Below are 23,649 nucleotides of genomic sequence, written 5' to 3'. Positions count from 1 at the left end.
AGATTCATCACGAGAGAGCAGTCTGGAGATCAGCCTTCAGATCCTCGACAGCCTCCACGCCCACACTCAGGCGCACCAGACCGTCGGTGATGCCCAGGGCATTGCGACGTTCAACCGGAATCGAGGCGTGGGTCATCACGGCCGGATGGTTGACCAGGCTTTCCACACCGCCCAGCGATTCGGCCAGGGTGAACAACTGGGTCTTTTCGCAGAAGCGCTTGGCGCCTTCGAAGCCGCCCTTGACCACGATCGAGACGATGCCGCCGAAACCGGCCATCTGGCGCTTGGCCAGTTCGTGCTGCGGGTGCGATGGCAGGCCCGGGTAGATCACCTTCTCGATGGCCGGATGGGTTTCCAGCCACTGGGCCAGCGCAAGCGCATTGGCGCAATGCGCCTTCATGCGCAGCGGTAGGGTCTTCAGGCCGCGCAGGGCGAGGAAGGAATCAAACGGACCCTGTACGCCACCGATGGAGTTCTGCAGGAAGGCCATCTGCTCGGCCAGCTCGGTATTGTCACCGACCACGACCATGCCGCCGACCATGTCCGAATGACCATTGAGGTACTTGGTGGCCGAATGCAGCACCAGGTCCGCGCCCAGCTCCAGCGGACGCTGCAGCATCGGCGAGGCAAACGTGTTGTCGACCACCACGATCAGGCCGTGCTTCTTCGCAACCGCGGCAACGGCAGCGATGTCGACGATCTTGAGCATCGGGTTGGTCGGGGTCTCGATCCAGACCATCTTGGTATCCGGACGGATCGCCGCTTCAAACGCCGCCAGATCGGTCAGGTCAACGAAACTGAAATCCAGGTTGGCGGTGCGCCGGCGCACGCGCTCGAACAGGCGGTAACTGCCGCCGTAGATGTCATCCATCGCCACCACGTGGCTGCCGGCATCGAGCAGCTCCATCACCGTGGAGGTGGCGGCCATACCCGAGGCAAAGGCAAAGCCGCGGCTGCCGCCTTCCAGCGAGGCCACGCAGCGTTCGTAGGCGAAGCGGGTCGGGTTGTGGGTGCGCGAATACTCAAAGCCCTGATGCTCGCCCGGGCTGGACTGGGCATAGGTGCTGGTGGCGTAGATCGGCGGCATCACCGCACCGGTGCTCGGGTCCGGCGACTGCCCGCCATGGATGGCTAGGGTGGCAAGCTGCAACTTGGTGTCAGGGTTCATAACATTAATCCTTTGAAATTCAGAAATTGAATCTGCGCCGGGAAGTCATCAGCGCTCTTCAACACCCAGTTCATCCAGAGCCTTCTGCATGGCGGCAGCAGCACTGTCACTGAGCTTTTCATTTTCAAGTGCAAAACGAATCGTTGCCTCGACAAAGCCAAGGTGACTGCCACAGTCGAAGCGCGTCCCCCGGAACTTGTAGGCATTCACCGTGGTCGACTGCAGCAGCTGTGCAATGGCATCGGTGAGCTGGATTTCACCACCGGCCCCCGGACTGGTTTTCTCAAGGTAATCAAAAACCCTGGAATCCAGCACATAACGCCCGACCACGGCCAGTGTGCTGGGCGCCGCCTCCGGCTTGGGCTTTTCAACAATGGAGCTGATACGGCCAACACGGTCATCAAACTGCTCGACATCAACAATGCCGTAGCTGCTGGTTTTGTCGGCCGGCACATTCTCCACGGCAAGCGCACTGCCCCCGTGCTGGTGCACATGGTCAACCATCTGGCCCAGCGCCCCTCTCCCCTGCCGGTTCCACAGCAGGTCATCGGCGAGCAGCACGGCGAACGGCTCGTCACCGACGACCGGCTTGGCACACAGCACGGCATGGCCCAGGCCCAGTGCCTCGGGCTGGGTAACGAAAATCGTGCGCACATGGGCCGGAACCACATTGCGCACAAGTTCCAGCAACTCGGTCTTGCCCGCAGCCTCCAGCTTGTGCTCAAGCTCATAGGCCTTGTCGAAATAGTCGGCCACCGCATGCTTGTAGCGATTGGTGACAAAGATCAGGGTGTCGCAGCCGGCTTCGATGGCTTCGTCCACCGCATACTGGATCAGTGGCCGGTCAACAATGGGCAGCATTTCCTTGGCCACCACCTTGGTCGCCGGCAGGAAGCGCGTACCCAACCCTGCCACCGGGAAAACCGCCTTGCGCACTCGATTGCTCATGTTCGACGTCCAGTTTGTTTTGTCAAAATTTCAATTTCAGCCACCCTCCATCACCATCGGCGATGCAGCGCAGTGCCATTTGGAATCACTGCACGCGGCGGCGCAGGTAATTGAGCAGGTCGATCCGGGTGATCAGGCCCAGGAACTGCTCACCGTCAGTGACGATGGCGACCTGGCCGCGATCAAACACCGGCAGCAGGGCCTCGATCGGTGAGCGCACATCCAGCTTCTCCAGCTTGCCGACCATCGCGGTGGCCACCGGGTCGCGGAAGCGCGCCTCATCACCATAGACATGCAGCAGCACATCGCTTTCATCGATGATGCCGACCAGCGCGTTGCCATCCATCACCGGCAGCTGCGAGACGTCGTACAGCTTCATCCGCTGGTAGGCCACGGTGAGCAGATCATTCGGACCGACCACCACGGTGTCGCGCTGGGAGAACGGCCGCACGATCAGGTCACGCAGGTCACCGGTCTTTTCGCGCTCGATGAAGCCGTTGTCGACCATCCAGAAGTCGTTGTACATCTTGGACAGGTACTTGTTGCCGGTGTCGCACACCAGCACCAGCACCTTCTTCGGCGTGGTCTGCTCGCGGCAGTAACGCAGTGCGGCGGCCAGCTGGGTGCCGGTGGAGGAGCCACCGAGGATGCCTTCCTTCTCCAGCAGCTCGCGTGCGGTCAGGAAGCTTTCCTTGTCACTGATCGCGTAGGCCTTGGTCACCCGCGAAAAATCCGAGATGCCCGGCAGGAAGTCCTCGCCGATGCCTTCGACCATCCAGCTGCCGGACTTGTCGTTGAGCGTGCCTTCGTTGATGTACTCGGCTAGGATCGAGCCGACCGGATCGGCCAGCACCAGTTCGGTGTGCGGCGAGTGCTCGGCAAAGCAGCGCGACAGCCCGGTCATCGTGCCCGAGGAACCGCAGCCGAACACGATCGCATCCAGCCCGCCCACTTCGGCCATCTGCGCCAGGATTTCCGGCCCGGTACCGAATTCATGCGCGGCCGGGTTGTCCGGGTTGCCGAACTGGTTGATGAAGTAGGCACCCGGGGTCTGCGCGGCAATCGTCGCGGCCAGGTCCTGGTAGTAATCCGGATGGCCCTTGGCCACGTCCGAGCGGGTCATCACCACCTGCGCGCCCATCGCCTTGAGGTTGAAGATCTTTTCCCGGCTCATCTTGTCCGGCACCACCAGGATCAGCTTGTAGCCCTTCTGCTGGGCCACCAGGGCCAGGCCCAGACCGGTGTTGCCGGCGGTGCCCTCGACCAGGGTCGCGCCGGGCTTGAGCTCGCCACGCTTCTCGGCCGCTTCGATCATCGACATGCCGATGCGGTCCTTGATCGATCCACCCGGGTTGGAACTCTCCAGCTTCAGGTACAGCTCACAGCAACCGGCATCGAGATTGCGCGCCTTGACGATGGGAGTGTTACCGACGAGTTCCAGGACGGAGGAATGGATGGCCATGACTGCTTCTTGAGCGCCGCACGAACGGCTGGACCGTGGATTATCGACCGCGCAGCCGCAATTGTCATAGCCACGCTTCAGGGCGCAGCAAGAAAAACGCCGGGGCGATCACACTCGCACCCGGCGCTGATGGGGGCAACAACCGTTACCGGCTGCCCTGGCGGCAGCAGCGGTCTAATGGCTCGTCTTGCCTTCGAACATCCGCATCAACCGTTGTTTGACCGCCAGTTTCTCCCGTTTCATCTGGCCCAGCGTCGCGTCAGTGACGGCCAATACGCCCAGTTCGGCGTCCATGCACTGGCGGTTGAGCTTGCGATGTCGGTGATAGAGCTGACGAAACTCCACATCGTTGTGCAACAACGAGTCCACCGTTTCCTGCGGGTGCCCTTCAAACATGATCAACCTCCGTCTACGGATACAACAACGCCCCGGCCGGATGGCACAGGGCGTGAGGGAACAACCAGGAGCAGACCACGACATCAGGCCCGGCGACGGCCGGACCATCGATGATGGTCGGACGTGACATGACCGCTTCACGCAACGTTGTGACCATGCCGCCCTCCTCCTGCGCTGCCCGGGCAGCGGAATGTTGCCCGGACAACTGACCCTACGCCGCTGCCGTCCGGCCTGCAAGGGGCAGCGCGCAGTTGCCTGGGTGAAGGTCGGGCTGACGTTCAAGTACGCCCGGACCGCACGGAAAAACCAGCAGATTCAGCCTGTTGGATTTACGGAGCGATAACAATCTCGGCGGCACGGGCACGGGTGGCAGCGGCCGTACGGCCAACCACCTGCAGCCGGTTGGCCGCCACCCCGGCCGCCCCGAGGGCATCACGGATGGCTTCGGCGCGGCGCTGGCCAACCCCGGCGGCGCGCTCATAGCCTTCAATCCGGATGCGGCCACGTTTGTTGGTGATGGCCAGATATTCGGCCACCGCCTTGAGCTGGTTGGCCGCAGCAGCGGTCAACTGCGCATTGCCATTGCCAAAGGCATTGCTGCCCAGGCTGAACACTTCCCCGCGGGTCTCGAACTTCGACTCCGGCAGCCGCTGCCCGGAGACCAGCTCGGCCTCCTCACGCGCCAGGCGTGCGGCAGTACGCTGAGCCTCGTTCAGGCGCGCGGCCTGGTTGCCCGAGGCGGTGGCCAGGGCCAGCTCGGCATCCTGGCGGGCCAGCAGCTCGGCCTCGGCAGCCTGGCGCAGCAGCTCGGCCTCCTCGGCCTGCAGCTGGGCCTGGCGCCGCAGCGCCTCGGCCTCGGCGCGCGCGCGCGCGGCCTCACGACGGCTGCCCTCGATCAACAGCTCGGCGCGCTGGCGGTCCAGCGCATTGACCTGGTGCCGGGCGGCGGCGGCACGCGCGGCGGCCTCGGCCACCTCGACCCGACGGCCGGCCAGGTAGGCCACATGCTCAAGATCGCGCTTGCGCGCCTTGTCCAGCGCATCAATCGCCTGCTGGGCCTGCAACCGTTCCAGCGGTGCCTGGTCGGCCGTGGCCGGGTTGGCCTGCAGCGCCGCCAGGCGCTGGCCCAGCGCGGCGGCCAGTGCATTGTCCCCGGCGGCCCGGGCCGACAACGGCAACACCAGGGCCAGGCTCAACAACAGCAGCGCCGGCTTCATCGCGCACCCTCCCCGCCCAGGCTGCGCTGCAGCTGGACAATCTCGGCCCGGCGCTGCTGCAGGTCGGCATTGGCCACCGCCTCCTCGCTCAGCACCCGTGCCAGGTCGGCCTCCACCGCCGCACGCTGGGCCAGCAGGGGCGCCTGCTTGCGCTGGCGCCGATCCGCCGCTGCGGCCTGTGCCGCCGCCAGGCCATTGCGGGCCGTGGCGATCAGCTCGAACGCATACTGGTCGGCATCGGCATCGGTGGCGCGCTGTACCGCCACTGCCGCAGCGGCCAGCTCGGCGCCGGCGTCCTGCGCCATTGCCGGCAGGCTGAGCGCCAAAGCGCAGGCGACCGCACACAGCGATCGGGACAAGTATGCGAAGCTAACAGTCATTAGGGGAGCCGTGGCTGAAGTCCAGTCGTGGCCATTGTCGTCAAGCCTTGCCCGTGCATGCAACGGCAACAGGCAGTTCATTGGGGAACCATTGCGCATGGATATCGGCTACTTCCTGAAGCTGATGACCGAAAAAAACGCCTCGGACATGTTCTTGACCACCGGCGCGCCGGTGTACATCAAGATCGAAGGCAAGCTTTACCCGCTCGGCAGCACCGGGCTGCCGCCGGGCATGGTCAAGAAAATCGCCTACTCGCTGATGGACGAAGGCCAGGTGCCGCAGTTCGAGCGCGACCTGGAATTCAACATGGCCATCTCGGTGGCCGAGGCCGGGCGCTTCCGCGTCAACGTGTTCAAGCAGCGTGGCGAAGTGGGCATGGTGATCCGTGCGATCAAGAGCCAGATCCCGACGATCGAAGAGCTCAACCTGCCACCGGTGCTGAAGGACGTGATCATGTCCCCGCGCGGGCTGGTGCTGGTGGTCGGTTCGACCGGCTCGGGCAAGTCGACCGCGCTGGCCTCGATGATCGACCACCGCAATTCCACCTCGACCGGGCACATCCTCACCATCGAGGACCCGATCGAGTTCCTGCACAAGCACAAGCAGTCCATCGTCAACCAGCGCGAGGTCGGGCTGGACACCCATGCCTTCCACAACGCACTGAAAAACGCGATGCGTGAGGCCCCGGACGTGATCCTGATCGGCGAGATCCTGGATGCGACCACGATGGAGGCAGCCATTGCATTTGCCGAAACCGGCCACCTGTGCCTGGCGACGCTGCACTCCAACAACGCTGACCAGGCGATCGAGCGCATCCTGAACTTCTTCCCGGAAAGCGCGCACAAGAACGTGCTGATGAACCTGGCCTTGAACCTGCGCGGGGTGATCAGCCTGCGTCTGATCAAGGGCGTGGACGGTCGTCGCCGGCCGGCCACCGAGGTGCTGCTCAACACCCCGCTGATCCGTGACCTGCTGCGCCGGGGCGAGGTCCACGAGGTCAAGGCCGCGATGGAAACCTCGCTGGAACAGGGCATGGAGACCTTCGACCAATGCCTGTTCCGGATGGTCAAGGAGGGCCTGATCGAACTGGAGGCCGCCCTGAATGCCGCCGATTCGCGCGACGGCCTGGCGCTGAAGTTCCGCCTGTCCGAGGGCGCCGATGCCGAACATGACCCGTATGCCGACTATGACGCCCCCGCCGGTGCCGGCGGCATCAAGTTCGGCAGCGGGTTCTGAGCGAGCCGCCAGCGCGATCTGTCCTGGCCCGGCCCTCGCTTACGCGGGGCCGGGCCTGACTGTCACATCACACCGCTACCGCGTCGGGCTGGGCCTCGGGCGCGGCCGCGGCAAAGGCCGGCAGCGCCAGGCAGGCCTGTTCGATCTGCAGCAGGCGCGGGTAGCGGCCCAGGTCCACCCCGAAACGGCGGGCGTTGTAGAGCTGCGGCACCAGGCAGCAATCAGCCTGCCCGGGGCGGTCGCCATGACAGAAGTCCCCCGGCGGCGAGCGCTGTGCCAGCAGGGTTTCCATCGCCGCAAAGCCTTCCTCCATCCAGTGCGCGGTCCAGCGGGCACGCGCGGCCTCATCTGCGGCCAGCTCACGGCCGAGGTACTGCATCACCCGCAGGTTGTTCAGCGGATGCACGTCACAGGCAATCAGCTGGGCCAGCGCGCGCACCTGCGCCCGGCCTGCCGGGTCGGCCGGCAACAGCGCCGGGGTACCGGGAAAGGCCTCGTCCAGATACTCCAGGATCGCCAATGACTGGGTCAGCACCCGGCCAGCGTGCTCGAGCACCGGTACCAGCTGCTGCGGATTGAGCGCCACATGCGCAGCACCATGCTGTTCACCACCATCGCGCACCAGGTGCACGGGCCGGTCCTGCCAGACCAGGCCCTTCAGGCCCAGGCCGATACGCACCCGGTAGGCGGCGCTGGACCGCCAGTAACCATGCAGCACCAGCGCCGGGGCGGTCATGCCGACGGCACCTGGGTGATCTGCTGCTCGATCGCACCGAACAGGCTGTTGCCCTGCGCATCGAGCATTTCAATCCGCACCACATCGCCAAAGTTCATGAACGGCGTGCTGGGCTGGCCATCGCGCAGGGTTTCCACCACGCGCTGCTCGGCAAAGCAGGAGGCGCCCTTGCCGGTGTCCTCATTGGCAATGGTGCCCGAGCCGACAATGGTGCCGGCCGTCAGTGGACGGGTCCTGGCCGCATGCGCCACCAGCTGGGCGAAGTTGAACTGCATGTCCACCCCGGCCTCGGGCGCGCCGAACCACTTGCCATTGATGTGGGTCAGCAACGGCAGGTGCAGCTTGCAGTCACGCCAGGCATCACCAAGCTCGTCGGGAGTGACAAACACCGGGCTCAGCGCCGAACGCGGCTTGGACTGCAGAAAACCAAAGCCCTTGGCCAGCTCGCCGGGAATCAGGTTGCGCAGGGACACGTCATTGACCAGGCCAATGAGCTGGATATGCGCAGCGGCCTGTTCGGCGCTCACGGCCATCGGCACGTCATCGGTGATCACCACGATTTCTGCTTCCAGGTCGATGCCGTACTCGGCACTGGGCACCTGTACCGGGTCGCGCGGGCCGTAGAAACCGGCGCTGGTGGCCTGGTACATCAGCGGATCGGTGTAGAAGCTGGCCGGCACCTCGGCCCCACGGGCGCGGCGCACACGTTCAACGTGCGGCAGGTAGGCGCTGCCATCGACGAACTCGTAGGCACGCGGCAGCGGCGCCGCCAGCGCGGTCATGTCCAGGTCGAACGCACCCTCGGCGCTGCCGGCCTGCAGCCGCTCGTACAACGCCTGCAGCTGCGGGGCGGCGGTAGCCCAGTTGTCCAGCGCCTGCTGCAGGGTCGCGGCAATGCCAGCGGCCGACACCGCACGGCTCAGGTCACGGCTGACCACAATCAGGCTGCCATCGCGCCCACCCTGCTTCAACGAACCCAGTTTCATCGCCCCTCCGGCCTGATCGATCAATAGGTTTCAAGTGTAACCAGATGAACGGCAAATCGCCCTCTGCAGCGCAGCAGTCGTGAAAGGGGACAACTTCCGGTACACTTGCCCGGTTTGCAACGGCCGTCCGTTTCCCTGCCGGGACCGCCGGCGCCGTGGAGCCCAAGCTCCAGCGCCCGCCCCCACTCCGACGCTGTTCGTCCGCAACCCAGCCGCTGCGCGTCCGCGCCGGCTGCCTTCACCAGCCCGCAGCGCGGTTCACGGGAACGCTGCCACGGCCGCGGCCATACGGCCCACACGCTGCGCCATCCGGCGCCAGCGTTACCCCTATTGGAACTCCCATGTCCTTTGAATCGCTGGGCCTTGCGCCCTTCCTGCTGCGTGCGCTGGCCGAGCAGGGCTACGACACCCCGACTCCGATCCAGGAGCAGGCCATCCCGCTGGCGCTGGAAGGCCGCGACCTGCTCGCCGGCGCCCAGACCGGCACTGGCAAGACCGCCGCCTTCGGCCTGCCGTTGCTGCAGCACCTGGGTACCTCGCCGCAGGTCGTGGGCAACGGTCCGCGCAAGCCGCGCGTGCTGGTACTGGCCCCGACCCGCGAGCTGGCCACCCAGGTGCATGACAGCCTGCGCAGCTACTCCAAGTACCTGCGCATCCCCAGCGCGGTGATCTACGGCGGTGTCGGCATGGGCAACCAGCTGGACGTGCTGCGCCGTGGCGTGGACCTGCTGGTGGCCTGCCCGGGCCGCCTGATCGACCACCTGGAGCGCCGCTCGATCGACCTGTCCGGGATCGAGATCCTGGTGCTGGACGAGGCCGACCGCATGCTCGACATGGGCTTTCTGCCTTCGATCAAGCGCATCCTGGCCAAGCTGCCGCGCCAGAACCGCCAGACCCTGCTGTTCTCGGCCACCTTCGCCGAGCCGATCAAGGAACTGGCGCTGGAGTTCATGCGCAACCCCGTGCAGATCCAGGTGACCCCGAAGAACACGGTGGCCGAGACCATCACCCACCGCGTGCACCCGGTGGACACCGCGCGCAAGCGCGACCTGCTGCTGCATCTGCTGGCCGAGGATTCGCGCGTGCAGACCCTGGTGTTTGCCAAGACCAAGCACGGCAGCGACAAACTGGCCCTGTTCCTGGAAAAAAGCGGCATCAAGACGGCCGCGATCCACGGCAACAAGAGCCAGGGTCAGCGCCTGCGTGCCCTGGGTGACTTCAAGGCCGGCCGCGTGACGGTGCTGGTGGCCACCGATATCGCTGCCCGTGGCATCGACATCAACGAGCTGCCCAAGGTCATCAACTACGACCTGCCGATGGTGGCCGAGGACTATGTGCACCGTATCGGCCGTACCGGCCGCAACGGCGCCACCGGCGAGGCAATCTCGCTGGTTGCCCAGGAAGATGCCAAGTACCTGCGCCAGATCGTGCGCCTGCTGGGCAAGGACATGGACATCAGCGATGTGCCGGGCTTCGTGCCGCAGACCCCGATCCGCTGGGGCAACAGCGCACCGGGCAAGGCCGAAGTGGCCGGTGGCGAACGTCCACCGCGCCGCGGCAACGGCGGCAATGCCCCACGCCCGGCCGGCGGCCGTGGCCGCGGGCATGAAGGCAGCGGCCGCGGCCGTGGCGATGCCCAGCCGGGCCAGCGCCGCAGTGCCGGTGGCGCCTCCGCCCATGCCGGCCAGCCGGGCAGCCCGCGCGGCGAACGCCGTGAGGGGGCCGCGCGCAGCGGCCAGCGCACCAGCGCCCCGCGTGGCCGCAGCAGCGGCAATGGCGGCAACCGCGGTCCGCGCACCGCCGGCTGACAGCTGCCGCGCCAACGCGTCACGCTGCTGAACAGACAAAGGCCGGGCAATGCCCGGCCTTTGTCGTTGCCAGCCTGCGGCAAGACGGGCTCACGCCAATGCCATGCCCCGTCCTGCGGGTTCAGCCGGGGTCACGTGCGCCACCTTTTCTGTTGCCAACGCCCAGAACCTGCCTGCAGGCACGGTCGCACCAGACCATCAACATCTTGCTGCCAGTTGCCGGTGATCCAGGCCATCCGCGGGTCACGACGGGCGTTGCACGGGTGATACCAAGTGGTCAAAGAACAGGGCGCGCGCCTTGTCCTCGATCTGCTGCCAGTCCTTCAGTCCGAGCCTTACGTAGGTGATGCGCACCAGCGTGCTGTGCTCGGGCAGCATGAATTGATGCGTGCATTCGGAATACGGGGTGCCGCGATCCCGATACATCAGCCCATCACGGAACACCACCCCGGTGCCGCCGACCTCACGCGAGGTGCAGCGGATCAACCGGTCCACCTCGCCGGCCGCATCGCGGGTAATGAACCAATCCTGGTGCCAGTCCGCCTTCATCACCGGAGCATCGGCGCGCATGCCCTGGCGGGCTTTGTAGGCACGGATACGCGGCAGGTCGGCGTAGTAAGGCAGCAGACCGTATACCGACTCGCCGACGATGCGCCCCTCCAGCGTTCTTGAAGGATCTTCTGGGTCGCCCCAGATCGGGATATAGGCATTGCGCATGGCCTGGTGCAGCTCGATGCGGTCGATATAGCGGTAATCAAAGGCCACCGTGCGCATGGACACGTCCAGCTTGAGGTTCATCCGCTCGCCCGGCGCGAACGGCTGCAGGCCCGGATACTGCAGCACCAGGCCGAAACTACCATCAAACTCGGTGCCCATCTGGCGGTAAAACAGGTGCTGTGGGATCTCCAGCAGATAAGGCCCGACGCAGGCCTGCTTGAGCGGCGGCGGGTTCTGGAAAGGGTCCTGCGGGCCGAGGCTGCGCTGCCGGGTGCAGCCCGGCTCATTGGTCTGGGTGATCGACACCGACGTCTGTGCCTGCGCCTTGCGCTCGCCACAGGCCAGCAGTGGCAGCAACAACACCGCCCCCGCGAGGATCCACAATCGCATTCCTTGCTTCATGCACATCAGCCGGTTTCCTGCCCGGCGTCCATGCTCGGCCACGGCCGCGGCCATGGGCCAGAACAAGTGGCGGCACCACGAAAACCGACAAAGGCCGGGCAATGCCCGGCCTTTGCGGTTCCTGGTCGCGGCCGGGGCCGCTGCAACGCCGGCCCTACTCCCCGCGCTGGCGGATCGGGTTGAGGTGGTTGCCGAACAGTACGGCATTGAGCAGCAGACGCTCGGTACCGTGCCAGTACTTGCGGTGCACCGGGTCATCGGCGAACACCACCACGTTGCCCTGCCCCACCGGCACCACCTGGGCGAAGGTGGAGCCAGCCACCCGGGCCAGATTGGGCGCACTCAGGTAGCCATTGACCTTCGGCTTGTCGTCGATGCGCACCACGTTGAGGTAGGCATTGGGATTGGCCTCGAACACCAGCCCGGTTTCCTTGTTCACATGGATGGCGCGCTGCTGCAGGCCGAAGGCCAGCGGGTGGCTCAGGTCGATATCGGCACTGAGGATGTTGCCGCTGACCCGGCGCAGCGCGAACACATCGCGCTGGCTGCCGAAATCCAACCGCTCGACCGCCGGCTTGTCGCCAGGCTTGATCGCCGCGGTGGCCAGGCCCTGCTCCACCGCCCAGCGCGCGCCGCTGCCCCAGGTGACCAGCGAGCCACCGGCCGCCACCCAGTCCTTCAGTGCCTTGACCGCGGCTTCCGGCACAGCGGCATAGTTGCCCCCGGCCAGCACGATGGAGGTGTAGCGCGACAGGTCGACACGGCCGAGCTGGGCCGGCTCGAGCTTGCTGCTGGGCAGGCCTAGGTGTTGGTCAAAGGCAAACCAGGCCGAGCCGATTTCCGGCGCGCTCACCCCTTCGCCCATCACCAGGGCGATGGCCGGTGCACGCAGCGCACGTACGTTGTCACTGCCCAGGTCCACACCGGCGCTGCTGCGCCCGGTGGCCAGGGAGTGGATGCGCACGCCGTGCTGGCGGCCGAACTCGTCAATGCGCGCATGCAGCGCGGCAGCATCCAGGGCCTGCCCAGCCACCGGCACCACCACCGTCCCGTGGCCATGCTCGATATCACCGCCGGTCTGGAACGGGGCAAAGGCCGCACGCAGGCGCACACCGGCACGGTGCAGGTCGCCGACCACACGGTAGGCACCGAAGTCACGCAGGTCCACGCTGTAGGCATAGCCCGCCGCACCACCCACGACACCGCCCTGTGCGGCCGGCACCGCGGTCACCGCCGCACCGGCGGGCAAGGCCGAGCGGCTGGCCGCGTACTGCAGGCCATAGGCCGGCGCCACCGCGTAGGACGTACCGTTGTAGAACACATCACCTTCCACCGGCGGGGTGAACTCAAAGATCGCATGGGCCAAACGGAACTGCGGCTGCCGCGCCGGCACCACCCAGGCGCTGCCCGGCTGGTAGCGCTTGCCATCGATGGTCACTTCGCGCGAAAGCTCGCGCACTTCGATGCGGTGAGCCAGCAGGCGATCGAGCAAGCGGCGACTCAGCGCCGGATCACTGGCATCACCGAATACCCAGTCACGCACTCCGTAATCGGCCGCCTGCTTCAGGGCACTTTTGTAGAAATCCTTCTGCAGCGCGAACAGGCGATCCTTGTCTTCCACGGCGCCGCGCACGCTGGCCAGGCCAATGGCCAGCTGGTTGCGCACGGTGAAATCAAAATGCAGCGGCCCGTTGACCGATTCCTGCACCAGGCCGCGCGAGGAAGCTTGTTCCACGGTCACCCCCACCGCGCCGTGGAAATCCGGGTAGGTGGAGCCGAAGATCGGCGAGAAGTTGTCGAAGGTTTCGCCGGTGTAATACAGCGAGCCAAGCGCATCCAGTGCCTGGGCATGGAAGCGGGCCAGCCAGTGGTTGGCCTGGAAGCTGCTCTTGGGCAGCAGCGGCGACTCCATGCTTTCCGGGGACGGCTCGAAGTAGTAGGTCGAGTCCTTGCCCATCTCGTGGAAATCGATCTGGACGTTGGGATACCACTGGTGGAAGTGATTGATCTTCGGCCGGGTGTCTTCCTGGCCAATGGCCAGCCAGTCGCGGTTGAGATCGGTCAGGTAGTGGTTGAAGCGCCCGCCCGGGAACGGCTCCACATGCTCGCGGTCAGCCGGGTCGCTGGAAGCCGGGCTTGACCCCCAGGCGTTGTGCCAGTTGGCCGCGCGGTCGCGGCCGTCCGGGTTCTGTGCCGGGTCGATCACCACCACCGCGTTGTCCAGCCAATGCTGCGTCTGGGCGTCCTGGCTGGCGGCCAGGTAATAGGCCGTCAGCAGCGCCGCTTCGCCACCGGAGGTCTCGTTGCCGTGCACGCTGTAGGCCAGCCAGGCCACGGCCGGGGCATCGGCCGGGATCGGCGCGGCCGGGTCCACCAGCTGCTGGCGCTGGGCCTTGATGCTCTCCCGCCGGGCCAGGTTGGCGGGCGAGGAAATGGTCACCAGCAGCAGCGGGCGGCCTTCATAGCTCTGGCCGATGTGCTCGAGCTGCACCCGGTCAGACACCTTTGCCAGTTGCTCGAAGTAGGCCACCAGGCGGTCATGCCGGGTGTAGCGGCTGCCGACCGGATAGCCCAGGAACTGCTGCGGGCTGGGAATGGCCGGATCCAGCCTCGCCCCTTGCGGGAAGTAGTAGCCGACCGGGTCGACCACGCTCGGACGGGGCTGGGCCAGCGCCGGTGTGGCCAGCAGGGCCAGGGCCAGCGCGGCCGGTGCGGCCACGCGGGCCAGGTGTTTGCACAACGTCACAGGTTTCCCCCTTGCAGCATGGGCGGGCCATGCAGGAACGCCCCGGCGTTGCGTGCGCCGGGGCTGGCTGGATCAGAAGCGGTAGTCGAATCCGATGGTCACGTAGCGGCCGCGCAGGTCGTACTGGCCGAAGTCATACGGTGCACGGATACCCGGGTAGGACGCATCAAACGGCGGGGTGCGGTCACCCAGGTTCTGCACCTTGGCGTACAGGCTCAGGTTTTCAAACCCGGTGTAGCCCACATACAAGTCCAGCTGGCTGTAGCTGGCCACGTCTTCCTGCAGGGCGGAGGCAGCCGCGCTGGCACGCTGCTGATAGCCGGCGGTGTAGTACCAAGTCAGGGCGGTGCGCCAGTTGCCATGCGACCAGTCGGCGGTGGTGGTGGCCTTGGTGTCGGGCAGGGTCGAGCCGCGGTTGGAGCCGGCGTAATCGACCAGCGCACCACCGATGACCTGCGGGCGCTCGTAGGCAATGACATGGCTCAGCGCGGTACTGATGCCGAAGCTGCCGTAGGCACTGGTGTCCCAACGCTGGCGCGCCTCGATGTCGATACCGGAGGTCTGCAGCTCGGAGAGGTTCTGGTAGCGGTTGTAGACGGCCTGCAGCTTGCCATTGGCATCGCGCAGCACGTTGGCCGGGTTGTTCTCGGCAATCAGCGTGGTGGTGTTGCCCGAGCCGATCACGTTGTCCACTTCGATTCGGTAGTAATCCACGCTCAGCGAACCGCCTTCCCATGGCGAGAACACGGCGCCAGCATTGAAGGTCTGGGTCTTTTCCGGAGCCAGCTCGGTGTTGCCGATGGTGAAGAAGGTCGGACTGACACGCAGGCCCGGCTGGTCCGGGTCATACGGGTCGATGACCCCGGAAGTGGTGTAGGAGATCATCGTCGAGGACGCATTCTCCGACAGGCTCGGGGCACGGAAGCCCTTGGAGGCGGCGGCACGCAGCACCACCCACTCGGCCGGCTGGTAACGGATGCCGATCTTGGGCGAGAAGGCATCACCAAAGTCGTCGTAATGGTCAAAACGGGCGGCCGCGTCCACTTCCAGGCCCGGGGCCAGCGGCAGCACGATCTCGGCGTAGGCGGCATGCACATCACGCACGCCATGGGCCTCGGCAATGGCCGGGCGGATCTGCAGGCCGGCATCGATCTGCCACGGATTGTAGGAGTCCAGGTTCTCGCGGCGGAACTCGTAGCCGGTGGCAAAGCCGACGCTGCCATGGGTCAATTCACCCAGGGTGCGGGTGGCCTTGGCGTCGATGCCGAGCAGGCGCGATTCGGCCGGGCGCACCGTGGACAGGGCGATGCTGTCGATCACCGCCTGCGGGGTGGCCGACGGGTTGAGCAGGTTGTAGCTGCCACTGGCCAGGGCATCGGCCAGCGTCCAGCGGTTGGCAAAGCCGCCGGAAACGCGCTCGCGCTCGCTGCTGCCTGCACGGTAGGCGGCCACTTCCCAGCCCCAGTTCTCGGTGTTGCCGCGCAAACCGGCCAAGGCACGGAAGGCCTTGGAACGGTTGGTTTTCAGCGTCTGGCCGAAATTGAAGAAGGTGTATTCCAGCGCGGTGTCCACGCCGTAGGGGTTGTACGGATTGGCGCCCGGCAGGATGGCACTGACCGGCTCGGCCAGGCCGGTGTCGGCATTGAGTGCAAAGCGGCCAGATTCCAGGGTGAAGTACGGGCTGGAGCCAAACCACGAGGTGCCTTCCAGGTCGCTGTAGAGCAGTTCGCCGAACGCTTCCACGTTGTCACCCAGGCGCTTGGTGCCGGTGACATAGGCCTGCCAGCGCTTGGTCGAGGGGATCAAGGTGGAGGAATCATTGAGGTTGAAGGCGCAGGTATCGCCGTTACGGCCATCAATCGGCTTGCTGGCGGTGAGCACGGTGCCTTCAGGGCAGTTGCCATTGGCGTCGAGCAGCGGCACCGAGGCACCACCGACCAGCAGGCGGGCGCCCTTGGCCGACCAACCGCTGCGGCTGCCACCGGGCAGCTGGCGGTAATCACCGCTGGCGGTCAGCTCGCGCTGGTCATGGTCCAGGCGCTCACGGTTGTAGCCTTCCAGCGAGAACAGCACGTTCCAGCCGTCCGCGTCCAGGTCACCGAAACCGCCGACCACCTTGGCACTCTGGGTGCCCATGTCGCCCTCGCCGGAGACGCCGGCAGTGCCGCCCACTTCCAGCCCCTGGTAGTCCTGGCGGGTGATGATGTTGACCACGCCGGCCACCGCATCGGAGCCGTACACCGCGCTGGCGCCGTCCTTGAGCACTTCGATGCGCTCCACCGCCACCAGCGGCAGGGCGTTGATGTTGACGAAGGTGTCCGACAACCCGCCGTTGGGGAAGCCGTAGTTGGCCAGGCGGCGGCCGTTGAGCAGGATCAGGGTGTTCTTGCTGCTCAGCCCGCGCAGGCCGATGCCGGCCGCACCCGACGACCAGCCCGAGTTCTGGGTTTCATTGGAGCCACCACCGGTGTTGGCCGAGATCGAGCGCAGCAGCTCGGCGGTGGTCTGCTTGCCGGAGGCAGCAATCTGTTCGCGGTCGATCACCTGCACCGGGTTGGCGGTTTCGGTGTCGGTGCGCTTGATGTTCGAACCGGTGACCTGCACCGCATCCAGGGTGCGTCCGGGGCCGGCGTCAGCGGCCAGCACGTCGGCGGCATGGGCAATGGAGGAAGAGGCAGCGAGGCTGGCGGCGACCGCCAGCACGAGGGGGGCGTGTACAGGCATGGGGAGAGAGCGCAATGACCGGGGGAGAGGACCGTATTGGGCAATGTCGGCAGCCGGGGCTGCCAATTACATCGCTTCATACGGATATAACGAAATATATATCGCTCCATCGCGATGGACAAGTATTTCAAATGCAACCAACAGCCGCCCCCACCGGCCCCGCTACAATGGCCGGCATGGAAATCTTCAAAGAATTCATCGCCGAGTCCGCCCACCGCCTGCCGCACGTGCCGGCCGGCCACAAGTGCGGCCGCCTGCATGGGCATTCGTTCCGGATCCGCATCGCGGTACGCGGCGAGCCGGCGGCCGAGACCGGCTGGATCATCGATTTCGGCGACATCAAGGCCGCCTTTGCGCCGATCTACGCGCAACTGGACCACAACTACCTCAACGACATTCCCGGGCTGGAAAATCCGACCAGCGAGAACCTGGCCATCTGGATCTGGCAGCAGCTGCAGCCGTCCCTGCCACAGCTCAGCGCGGTGGAGATCTTCGAGACCTGCACCTCCGGCTGTCGCTACCTCGGCCCGGGCGCTGCCTGAGCCTCTGGGGCAGAAGCGCCGTCAGTGCCGGCATCGCCAGTGCGGTGAACTGAGGATGCTGCCGGCGCGCACAACCGGCACCCTTGATCCGTGCAGGCACGCCCCCACCCTGTGCCGGTGCCAGACCCGCCCGGCGGGCGATTGCCGCAGCCTCCTCCACGTCCAGAACCCTGAACCGACCACCATGTTTACCGCTTCCACGCTTACCGGCGGCAAGCCGGAACAGTACGCCCAGCTGCTCGAGCAGGCCCGTGGCCTGATGTACGGCGAGCACGACCGCACCGCCAATGCGGCCAACCTGTCAGCGCTGCTGTTCAATTCCCTGCCCGACCTGAACTGGGCCGGCTTCTATTTCTTTGACGGCACCGAGCTGGTGGTGGGGCCGTTCCAGGGCCTGCCGGCCTGCGTGCGCATCCCGCTGGACAAGGGCGTGTGCGGTGCGGCGGCCAGCAGCCGCCAGACCCAGCGCGTGGATGACGTGCACGCTTTCCCCGGCCATATCGCCTGCGATGCCGCCTCCCGCTCGGAAATCGTGGTGCCGCTGGTCCACAACGGCCAGCTGGTCGGCGTGCTCGATATCGACAGCCCGCTGCCGGCACGCTTTGATGCCGACGATCAGGCCGGCATCGAGGCCATTGCCGCCGCCTGGGTCGCCACGCTGGGCTGAACCCGGCTTGCCGGCCTTGCCGGGCTCAGCCCGGCAGTGGCGGACTCTGCCGCAGCTCGACCAGTTCGGCCCACGCGCCGTCGCTGCCACAGCGCACATCCAGACGCAGGCGGCTGCCTTCGGCAATGCGCAGGCCCCACAGGGCTTCAAACGGCACGCCGGTCAGCCGCCACAGCAGCCAGCGCACCGGCCCGGGCTGGGCGACCAGCAGGCTGATCCCATCCACCTGCTGTGCGCTGGCCAGCAGACGGGCCAATGCCGCTTCCAGGCGCGCATCACGCGCCTGCCAGGATTCCCCACCGGGGGGAACCGCCTCGTGCGGTGGATCAAAAAACGCGGCCAGCTGCTCCGGGTCGAGCACATCGATCGGCATCCCGTCCCAGTCGCCAAAATCCACCTCGCGCCAGTCGGCATCGACGGTGACGGCCAGGCCGGCACCGGCCACCAGTGCCTGCGCGCTGTCCACACAGGCCTGCCCGGGGGCACTGATCACCGCACTCCAGCCGATTCCACAATGGCCACGGCACAGCGCGTCCAGCGCACCGGGCAGCGGTGCCACCGCCTTGCGCCCATCCAGATAGCCGTCGCGGCCGGTGGCGGCGTGGCAGAGTAGATCGATAATCACCGGACGCCCCGGCGCCGCGCGCGCACAAGGCAAGGCATTTCCAACTGCAACATCAACAAGCACCGGTGATGGATGAACGCGCCTATTCTATCGCGCCGACCATCGCGACTGCGGCTGTCCGCACCGATGACCCTCGCTGCAGCCGCGCAAGGGTGCTGCCCAGTGCCGCCCGCCCGGGGCAACCGCCATGCCGGGCCAGTGCGCGTTGTCGGTGCAGCGGCCAGTCGCCGGCCGCGTTCTGGCCAGGGCGCCCGTGCGCTGCACCAGTGCCAGCGCAGACAGCGCAACGACGCCGACACCGGCATCCATCCCGACCGCAGCAGCGCCACCGGGCAGGCACTCAGCGGCCAGCAGGCAGCTCATCCGCCCCGGCGATCCCCAGCAGTGGCAGCAGCGCGCGCAGATCATCCACCACCGCCACACTCGGCACGGCCTCCAGATCCAGGCCACGCGGGTAGCCATAGCGCACCAGCGCCACCGGCATCTGCGCCGCGATGGCCGCGGCATGGTCGGTGGCCGAATCGCCGACCATCAGGCAGTTCTGCACGGCCACGCCAAGCCCCTGCGCCGCCGCCAGCAACGGTGCCGGGTCCGGCTTGCGCTGTGGCAGCGAGCCACCGCCGACAATCACCGGGAAATGGCCGGCAATGCCCAGGTGGGCCAGCAGCGGCGGCACCAGCTCCACCGGCTTGTTGGTGCAGATGGCCATCGGCACGCCGGCCTGCTGCAGGCTGGCCAGGGCCGGGGCCACCCCGGGATACAGCTGCGGGCTGCGCAGCAGGCAATCGTGGTAACCGGCCATGAAGACCGGCAACGCCTGTTCCAGTGCCAGCGCACTGCGTTGATGGGCCAGCGCAGTGGCCACCAGCGCGCTGACGCCATCACCGATCCAGCCACGCACCAGCGCCGCGTCCACCCGTGGCAGGGCCAGCGCATCAAACAGCCGGTTGACCGCCTCGGCGATATCGGCGGCACTGTCGACCAGGGTGCCGTCCAGATCGAACACCAGCGCATCGATGGCCATGTCCCGCTCCTGCAAAAAACCGCCAGTCTAGCTGCGATCGGAAAATCAGCGCTCGCCCGGGCTGGCAAACAGCTCGCCCTGCACCGCCATCGGCGCCGGGTCCTGGAAACCGGACAGTCCAACCCCGACCAGCCGGTAGCGGGTATCGGCCGGCAGGTTGACCCGCTCGCGCAGGGCCAGTGCGATCTCGGTAAGCACCGCCTGCGAGGCCGGTGGCGTTTCCGGGCTGAAGCTGCGGGTGAGGATGCGGAAGTCGGCGGTCTTGAGCTTGAGCACCACGGTGTGAGGCACCCGCTCGGTCTTGCCGCGCGCCGCCCAGGTGCGTGCGGCCTGCTCGATGATCGGCGGCTCCAGCTGTTCCAGGCGCAGATCCTCGGCGAAGGTGTCCTCACTGGATATGGACTGCACCGGCGAGAACGGCTCCACCGCACGTTCGTCAATGCCGCGCGCGCGCTCGTGCAGGCGCCGGCCCCAGCTGCCGAATTCGGCCTCCAGCTGCGCCAGCGGCAGGCTGCGCAGCTCACCAACGGTGCTGACCTGCAGCCGCTGCAGCCGCGCCTGCATCACCTTGCCGACCCCGGGAATCCGCGCCACCGGCAGGTCGGTCAAGAACGCCTCGACGCGGCCCGGCGGAACCACGAACTGGCCATTGGGCTTGCGCCAGTCCGAGGCGATCTTGGCGATGAACTTGTTCGGCGCAATCCCGGCCGAGGCGGTCAACCCGGTAGTGGCGAAAATCTGTTCGCGGATGCTGCGGGCCATCTCGGTGGCAATCCCGCCGCAGCACGGGCTGTGGCTGACATCCAGATACGCCTCATCCAGTGACAACGGCTCCACCAGCGGCGTGTACTGCCGGAAGATCGCCCGGATCTGCTGCGACACCGCCTTGTAACGGGAAAAATCCGGCGGCACGAAGATCGCCTGCGGGCACAGCCGCTCCGCGCGCAGTGCCGGCATCGCCGAGCGCACGCCGTATTGACGGGCCTCGTAACTGGCCGCGCAGACCACCGAACGCGCGCCACGCCAGGCCACCACCACCGGCTGCCCGCGCAAAGCCGGATCATCGCGCTGCTCGACCGAGGCGTAGAAGGCGTCCATGTCGACATGGATGATCTTGCGCTGGAAGTTCACTGCCCAATCCTGAAATGTCGCCAACATGTTGCCTCAATGCGGCAAATGCACACTTGTCCTTACAATTGTCGCCAAACGATGCGGCGCAAACATCCGCTAAACGGCGGCGAACAGCGGTTAACATACGCCACCGTTCAATTGAAACGATTGATTGAATCGGATCCCTGACGCATTCTCCTCGCTCGAACCAACCGTCTGGATTGTCCCTTGATGACCCGTTTGCATGCGTTCAATCGTGAACACCTTCTGGCCAGTGCACGAGGCGAACTGTTTGGCCCCGACAAGGGCCGCCTGCCCAATGACCCGATGCTGATGTTCGATCGCATCACCGACATCCGCGATGAGGGCGGTGCCTACGGCAAGGGCTACATCCGTGCGGAGCTGGACATCAAGCCGGACCTGTGGTTTTTCGGCTGCCACTTCATCGGTGACCCGGTGATGCCCGGCTGCCTGGGCCTGGATGCCATGTGGCAGCTTACCGGCTTCTGGCTGACCTGGATCGGTGCCAACGGCCGCGGCCGTGCGCTGGGCTGCGGCGAGGTCAAGTTCACCGGCCAGGTGCGTCCGGACGCCAAGCTGGTGCAGTACGAGCTGGAAATCAGCCGGGTGATCAACCGCAAGCTGGTGATGGCCCAGGCCGATGCCCGCATGCTGGTCGATGGCCGCGAAATCTACACCGCCAAGGACCTGAAGGTCGGCCTGTTCACCTCGACGGAGAACTTCTGATGCGGCGCGTCGTCATCACCGGAATGGGCATCACCTCGTGCCTGGGCAATGATCTGGACACCGTCTCGGCCGCCCTGCGCGAGCAGCGCGCCGGCATCACCCGGCTGGAAGACCACGCCGAAGTCGGCATGCGCAGCCAGGTTGGCGGCCGCGTGGACATCGACCTGGACGCGCAGATCGACCGCAAGCTCAAGCGCTTCATGAGCGAGGCCGCGGCCTATGCCTACATCGCCGCGCGCGATGCGGTGGCCCATGCCGGGCTGACGCCCGAGCAGGTCAGCAACCCGCGTACCGGCCTGATTGCCGGCTCCGGCGGTGGTTCCAGCCACTGGCAGGTGGAATCGGCCGCGTTGATGCGCGAGCGCGGCGTGCGCAAGGTCGGCCCGTACATGGTGCCGCGCACGATGGGCTCCACCGTGTCGGCCAACCTGGCCACTGCGCTGTCGATCAAGGGCGTCAGCTATTCGCTGTCGGCTGCCTGCGCCACCAGCGCCCACTGCATCGGCGCCGGCGCCGACCTGATCCGCCACGGCGCCCAGGACATCGTGCTGGCCGGTGGCGGCGAGGACCTGCACTGGACCACCAGCTGCCTGTTCGACGCGATGGGCGCGCTGTCCACCAGCTACAACGACACCCCGGCCACCGCTTCGCGCCCGTATGACGCCAGCCGCGATGGCTTCGTCATCGCCGGCGGCGGCGGCATGCTGGTGCTGGAAGAGTACGAGCACGCCGTTGCCCGTGGCGCCACCATCTATGCCGAGCTGCTCGGCTACGGCGTCACCAGTGATGGTGCCGACATGGTCGCCCCGTCCGGCGAAGGTGCGGTGCGCTGCATGCGCCAGGCGCTGGAAAATGCCGGCAACCCGACCGTGCAGTACCTCAATACCCACGGCACCTCGACCCCGCTGGGCGATGTCACCGAACTGGGCGCGGTGCGCGAAGTGTTCGGCGACAACGTGCCGGAGATCTCCTCGACCAAGGCACTGTCCGGCCACTCGCTGGGCGCAGCCTCGGTGCACGAGGCGATCTTCTGCCTGCTGATGATGCGCGACGGTTTTGTTGCCGGCTCGGCCAACATCGAGACCCTGGACGAACGCGCCGAAGGCTTCCCGATCCTGCGCGAAAGCCGCGACGCCAAGCTGGACGTGGTGATGTCCAACAGCTTCGGCTTCGGCGGCACCAACGCCACCCTGGTGCTCGGCCGCGTGTAAGCCGACGCCATCTGGCAGTACTGAAAAGCCCGGTCATGCCGGGCTTTTTTCATACCTGCCAAGGGTCGCCTCACTCCGTGCGGCTGCCCGGCTCCACCGCCACGCGCAGGTCTTCCTCCGATTCGGCCAGGCGCACGCGGCCATTGTCCGTGGCCGCGCTCAGGTAGCGCGCCGAGGCCCAGCCACTCTGGCTGCCGGCACTGACCCGGCACCAGCTGCGGTCGACCAGGCAGGTGCCCAGTTCCACTTCGGTCCCCACCGGCAGCACGGCCACCTTGGCCGCGCGCACGTCCGGCGCCTCCCGCAGGTTGACCCCGGCACTGACCGTCACCGCCGGGGCATCCCGCCGTGGCTGGCAGAGCAGGACAATGGCAACGATGGCCGCACAGGCGGCAAGGCGGGTAAACAGCCCGGGCATGGCAAAGGCATCGGTGACGGAGACCCTGCAAGCATCCTCCTGCCTGCGGAACTGTCAACTGAATCCCGCTACCTACAAGCAGTACCTCTGACGTTGCCGTTGCCGTTGCCGTTGCCGTTGCCGTTGCCGTTGCCGTTGCCGTTGCCGTTGCCGTTGCCGTTGCCGTTGCCGTTGCCGTTGCCGTTGCCGTTGCCGTTGCATTTTGCTCCTCCTGCCCGAGCCGTAGAGCGTGCCGAGCATCGCAGCGGATCAACGGAACAGGCGCGAGGTGTTTGGGCGCAGCGAGTTCTCGCGCCGCTTTGGTCCGCGATCAGCACAGTCGCCCGATTGACCCGCGCGCCCTCGCCGCCGCCGCCCCGGCCAGTACGCGTAAGACAC

Annotated in this window: 22 protein-coding genes; 6 read left to right on the top strand and 16 right to left on the bottom strand. The window is 66.4% G+C overall.

The genetic code is table 11. The annotated features are described in order from the left end of the window. Positions 1-7: 7 nt before the first annotated feature. The 6 genes from ABB25_RS10900 to ABB25_RS10875 form a co-directional block, all read right to left on the bottom strand. Complete coding sequence (locus ABB25_RS10900; protein WP_057666715.1) at positions 8-1,168, bottom strand: cystathionine gamma-synthase; 1,161 nt, start codon at positions 1,166-1,168, stop codon at positions 8-10. 48 nt (positions 1,169-1,216) lie between these two features. Beyond that, positions 1,217-2,116 (bottom strand): UTP--glucose-1-phosphate uridylyltransferase GalU, encoded by a 900-nt coding sequence (galU, locus tag ABB25_RS10895; RefSeq protein ID WP_057666714.1) that lies wholly within the window; start codon positions 2,114-2,116, stop codon positions 1,217-1,219. A gap of 85 nt (positions 2,117-2,201) precedes the next feature. Continuing rightward, positions 2,202-3,578: a pyridoxal-phosphate dependent enzyme gene (locus tag ABB25_RS10890; RefSeq protein ID WP_057666713.1), complete on the bottom strand. Its 1,377-nt coding sequence runs from the start codon at positions 3,576-3,578 to the stop codon at positions 2,202-2,204. A 174-nt stretch (positions 3,579-3,752) separates the two neighbouring features. Continuing rightward, positions 3,753-3,974, bottom strand: a complete 222-nt coding sequence (locus ABB25_RS10885; protein ID WP_057666795.1) for an HP1242/YdcH family protein — start codon at positions 3,972-3,974, stop codon at positions 3,753-3,755. A gap of 329 nt (positions 3,975-4,303) precedes the next feature. Further along, positions 4,304-5,191: an OmpA family protein gene (locus ABB25_RS10880; RefSeq protein WP_057666712.1), complete on the bottom strand. Its 888-nt coding sequence runs from the start codon at positions 5,189-5,191 to the stop codon at positions 4,304-4,306. Continuing rightward, positions 5,188-5,571, bottom strand: coding sequence for a DUF4398 domain-containing protein (locus tag ABB25_RS10875; RefSeq protein WP_057666711.1), 384 nt, complete (start codon positions 5,569-5,571; stop codon positions 5,188-5,190). The genes ABB25_RS10880 and ABB25_RS10875 overlap by 4 nt, the downstream gene beginning before the upstream one ends. A gap of 97 nt (positions 5,572-5,668) precedes the next feature. Between ABB25_RS10875 and ABB25_RS10870 the strand changes: the two genes are divergently transcribed. Next, complete coding sequence (locus tag ABB25_RS10870; RefSeq protein WP_057666710.1) at positions 5,669-6,808, top strand: PilT/PilU family type 4a pilus ATPase; 1,140 nt, start codon at positions 5,669-5,671, stop codon at positions 6,806-6,808. A gap of 67 nt (positions 6,809-6,875) precedes the next feature. Here the strand turns inward: ABB25_RS10870 and maiA are convergent, their stop codons facing one another. After that, complete coding sequence (gene maiA / locus ABB25_RS10865) at positions 6,876-7,544, bottom strand: maleylacetoacetate isomerase (protein WP_057666708.1); 669 nt, start codon at positions 7,542-7,544, stop codon at positions 6,876-6,878. Further along, positions 7,541-8,530 (bottom strand): fumarylacetoacetate hydrolase family protein, encoded by a 990-nt coding sequence (locus ABB25_RS10860; protein WP_057666706.1) that lies wholly within the window; start codon positions 8,528-8,530, stop codon positions 7,541-7,543. The genes maiA and ABB25_RS10860 overlap by 4 nt, the downstream gene beginning before the upstream one ends. Before the next feature lie 341 nt (positions 8,531-8,871). On the opposite strand from ABB25_RS10860, the gene ABB25_RS10855 reads away from it, so the two are divergent. Beyond that, positions 8,872-10,338: a DEAD/DEAH box helicase gene (locus tag ABB25_RS10855; protein ID WP_057666704.1), complete on the top strand. Its 1,467-nt coding sequence runs from the start codon at positions 8,872-8,874 to the stop codon at positions 10,336-10,338. A gap of 243 nt (positions 10,339-10,581) precedes the next feature. Here the strand turns inward: ABB25_RS10855 and ABB25_RS10850 are convergent, their stop codons facing one another. From ABB25_RS10850 to ABB25_RS10840, 3 genes are all read right to left on the bottom strand, one after another. Then, positions 10,582-11,445 (bottom strand): hypothetical protein, encoded by an 864-nt coding sequence (locus tag ABB25_RS10850; protein WP_244477810.1) that lies wholly within the window; start codon positions 11,443-11,445, stop codon positions 10,582-10,584. A gap of 166 nt (positions 11,446-11,611) precedes the next feature. Further along, positions 11,612-14,203, bottom strand: coding sequence for a M14 family zinc carboxypeptidase (locus tag ABB25_RS10845; RefSeq protein ID WP_425477331.1), 2,592 nt, complete (start codon positions 14,201-14,203; stop codon positions 11,612-11,614). A 72-nt stretch (positions 14,204-14,275) separates the two neighbouring features. Next, a complete protein-coding gene (locus ABB25_RS10840; RefSeq protein ID WP_057666701.1) occupies positions 14,276-16,927 on the bottom strand; it encodes a TonB-dependent receptor plug domain-containing protein in 2,652 nt (883 codons plus the stop codon). A 167-nt stretch (positions 16,928-17,094) separates the two neighbouring features. Here ABB25_RS10840 and queD point away from each other — a divergent pair, with 167 nt between their 5' ends. Together queD and ABB25_RS10830 are read left to right on the top strand one after the other, a co-directional pair. After that, positions 17,095-17,469, top strand: a complete 375-nt coding sequence (gene queD / locus ABB25_RS10835) for a 6-carboxytetrahydropterin synthase QueD (protein ID WP_182621476.1) — start codon at positions 17,095-17,097, stop codon at positions 17,467-17,469. Between the two features lie 184 nt (positions 17,470-17,653). After that, positions 17,654-18,136: a GAF domain-containing protein gene (locus ABB25_RS10830; RefSeq protein WP_057666700.1), complete on the top strand. Its 483-nt coding sequence runs from the start codon at positions 17,654-17,656 to the stop codon at positions 18,134-18,136. 25 nt (positions 18,137-18,161) lie between these two features. On the opposite strand, the gene ABB25_RS10825 is transcribed toward ABB25_RS10830, so the two are convergent. From ABB25_RS10825 to dinB, 3 genes are all read right to left on the bottom strand, one after another. Continuing rightward, positions 18,162-18,761 (bottom strand): histidine phosphatase family protein, encoded by a 600-nt coding sequence (locus ABB25_RS10825; RefSeq protein ID WP_057666697.1) that lies wholly within the window; start codon positions 18,759-18,761, stop codon positions 18,162-18,164. A gap of 340 nt (positions 18,762-19,101) precedes the next feature. Next, entirely contained in the window at positions 19,102-19,785 is a 684-nt protein-coding gene (gene gph / locus ABB25_RS10820; RefSeq protein ID WP_057666695.1) for a phosphoglycolate phosphatase, read from the bottom strand. Positions 19,786-19,830: 45 nt separating this feature from the next. Then, positions 19,831-20,943 (bottom strand): DNA polymerase IV, encoded by a 1,113-nt coding sequence (gene dinB / locus ABB25_RS10815; protein WP_057666694.1) that lies wholly within the window; start codon positions 20,941-20,943, stop codon positions 19,831-19,833. 183 nt (positions 20,944-21,126) lie between these two features. On the opposite strand from dinB, the gene fabA reads away from it, so the two are divergent. Together fabA and fabB are read left to right on the top strand one after the other, a co-directional pair. Next, entirely contained in the window at positions 21,127-21,642 is a 516-nt protein-coding gene (gene fabA / locus ABB25_RS10810) for a 3-hydroxyacyl-[acyl-carrier-protein] dehydratase FabA (RefSeq protein WP_057666691.1), read from the top strand. Beyond that, on the top strand, positions 21,642-22,853 hold the full coding sequence (fabB, locus tag ABB25_RS10805; protein WP_057666690.1) for a beta-ketoacyl-ACP synthase I: 1,212 nt from the start codon (positions 21,642-21,644) through the stop codon (positions 22,851-22,853). The genes fabA and fabB overlap by 1 nt, the downstream gene beginning before the upstream one ends. A gap of 70 nt (positions 22,854-22,923) precedes the next feature. Here fabB and ABB25_RS10800 read toward each other — a convergent pair whose 3' ends face one another. Continuing rightward, a complete protein-coding gene (locus ABB25_RS10800) occupies positions 22,924-23,271 on the bottom strand; it encodes an SH3 domain-containing protein (protein ID WP_057666687.1) in 348 nt (115 codons plus the stop codon). A gap of 68 nt (positions 23,272-23,339) precedes the next feature. Next, a partial coding sequence (locus ABB25_RS14860) for a hypothetical protein (protein WP_211259315.1) occupies positions 23,340-23,649 on the bottom strand: 310 nt, incomplete at its 5' end.

It is taken from the genome of Stenotrophomonas koreensis (assembly GCF_001431525.1).
Lineage (GTDB): Bacteria > Pseudomonadota > Gammaproteobacteria > Xanthomonadales > Xanthomonadaceae > Stenotrophomonas > Stenotrophomonas koreensis.
Note: the sequence above shows the minus strand (reverse complement) of the source record. Positions and strands in the feature narration are given on the sequence as shown.

Bases quoted from the DNA above. Each gene is read 5' to 3' on its own strand.
- ABB25_RS10850 (WP_244477810.1), bottom strand. From the start codon at position 11,445: ATGCGATTGTGGATCCTCGCGGGGGCGGTGTTGTTGCTGCCACTGCTG.
- ABB25_RS10855 (WP_057666704.1), top strand. From the start codon at position 8,872: ATGTCCTTTGAATCGCTGGGCCTTGCGCCCTTCCTGCTGCGTGCGCTG.
- ABB25_RS10800 (WP_057666687.1), bottom strand. From the start codon at position 23,271: ATGCCCGGGCTGTTTACCCGCCTTGCCGCCTGTGCGGCCATCGTTGCC.
- queD (WP_182621476.1), top strand. From the start codon at position 17,095: ATGGCCGGCATGGAAATCTTCAAAGAATTCATCGCCGAGTCCGCCCAC.
- ABB25_RS10860 (WP_057666706.1), bottom strand. From the start codon at position 8,530: ATGAAACTGGGTTCGTTGAAGCAGGGTGGGCGCGATGGCAGCCTGATT.
- fabA (WP_057666691.1), top strand. From the start codon at position 21,127: ATGACCCGTTTGCATGCGTTCAATCGTGAACACCTTCTGGCCAGTGCA.
- dinB (WP_057666694.1), bottom strand. From the start codon at position 20,943: ATGTTGGCGACATTTCAGGATTGGGCAGTGAACTTCCAGCGCAAGATC.
- ABB25_RS10900 (WP_057666715.1), bottom strand. From the start codon at position 1,168: ATGAACCCTGACACCAAGTTGCAGCTTGCCACCCTAGCCATCCATGGC.
- ABB25_RS10875 (WP_057666711.1), bottom strand. From the start codon at position 5,571: ATGACTGTTAGCTTCGCATACTTGTCCCGATCGCTGTGTGCGGTCGCC.
- galU (WP_057666714.1), bottom strand. From the start codon at position 2,116: ATGAGCAATCGAGTGCGCAAGGCGGTTTTCCCGGTGGCAGGGTTGGGT.
- ABB25_RS10830 (WP_057666700.1), top strand. From the start codon at position 17,654: ATGTTTACCGCTTCCACGCTTACCGGCGGCAAGCCGGAACAGTACGCC.
- ABB25_RS10880 (WP_057666712.1), bottom strand. From the start codon at position 5,191: ATGAAGCCGGCGCTGCTGTTGTTGAGCCTGGCCCTGGTGTTGCCGTTG.
- ABB25_RS10890 (WP_057666713.1), bottom strand. From the start codon at position 3,578: ATGGCCATCCATTCCTCCGTCCTGGAACTCGTCGGTAACACTCCCATC.
- gph (WP_057666695.1), bottom strand. From the start codon at position 19,785: ATGGCCATCGATGCGCTGGTGTTCGATCTGGACGGCACCCTGGTCGAC.
- maiA (WP_057666708.1), bottom strand. From the start codon at position 7,544: ATGACCGCCCCGGCGCTGGTGCTGCATGGTTACTGGCGGTCCAGCGCC.
- ABB25_RS10840 (WP_057666701.1), bottom strand. From the start codon at position 16,927: ATGCCTGTACACGCCCCCCTCGTGCTGGCGGTCGCCGCCAGCCTCGCT.
- ABB25_RS10885 (WP_057666795.1), bottom strand. From the start codon at position 3,974: ATGTTTGAAGGGCACCCGCAGGAAACGGTGGACTCGTTGTTGCACAAC.
- ABB25_RS10870 (WP_057666710.1), top strand. From the start codon at position 5,669: ATGGATATCGGCTACTTCCTGAAGCTGATGACCGAAAAAAACGCCTCG.
- fabB (WP_057666690.1), top strand. From the start codon at position 21,642: ATGCGGCGCGTCGTCATCACCGGAATGGGCATCACCTCGTGCCTGGGC.